This is a genomic window from Flavobacterium sp. LAR06 (assembly GCF_041946075.1).
Taxonomy (GTDB): Bacteria; Bacteroidota; Bacteroidia; order Flavobacteriales; family Flavobacteriaceae; genus Flavobacterium.
Genome location: NZ_JAUTYT010000064.1, coordinates 1 through 505, shown reverse-complemented (window position 1 = coordinate 505; position 505 = coordinate 1). Strand labels below are relative to the sequence as shown.

The following is a 505-nucleotide window of genomic DNA, read 5'->3' as shown; positions in this document are numbered from 1 at the left end:
AGTGCTGAGTCCGATTCGTTTTACTATGGTGGGGCCGAGTACCAGTGGAATCCTTCTTTGAAGACTAGCTACTACTTCGCGCAGCTTCAGGACATCTATACGCAGCATTTTGTAGGCGCTACCCACAAAGCGGCCATCGGCAGCGATTCGCTGACTACAGAAGCTTATTTGTTTCGGAGCTTGGGCGATGGTGCAGAACGTGCAGGCAACGTCGACAATTACAACTTCAACATTAACCTAAGCTATCGCCATAAGGCTCACACCTTCAGCTTGGGTCATATGCGCCTCTCGGGCGAAAGCGCGATGCCTTATCTTGCTGGCACCGATCCGTACCTTATCGTTGGTGGGAGCCTCGTCTCAGAGTACATAAATCCGGACGAGCGCGTTTGGCAAGCCAAGTATCAATACGACTTTGCTGCGATGGCGATTCCTGGATTAACCGGCATGATCCGAGTTGTTCGAGGTGATAACGTTCACCTCCCACAATATGACTGGTCAGGCTCCG

At 51.7% G+C, this 505-nt stretch carries 1 protein-coding gene; it reads left to right on the top strand.

Translation table 11 applies throughout. The features are described 5' to 3' along the window. Positions 1–505 (top strand): OprD family outer membrane porin (locus tag Q7C23_RS23410; protein WP_375034732.1); only part of this gene is annotated, 505 nt, incomplete at both ends.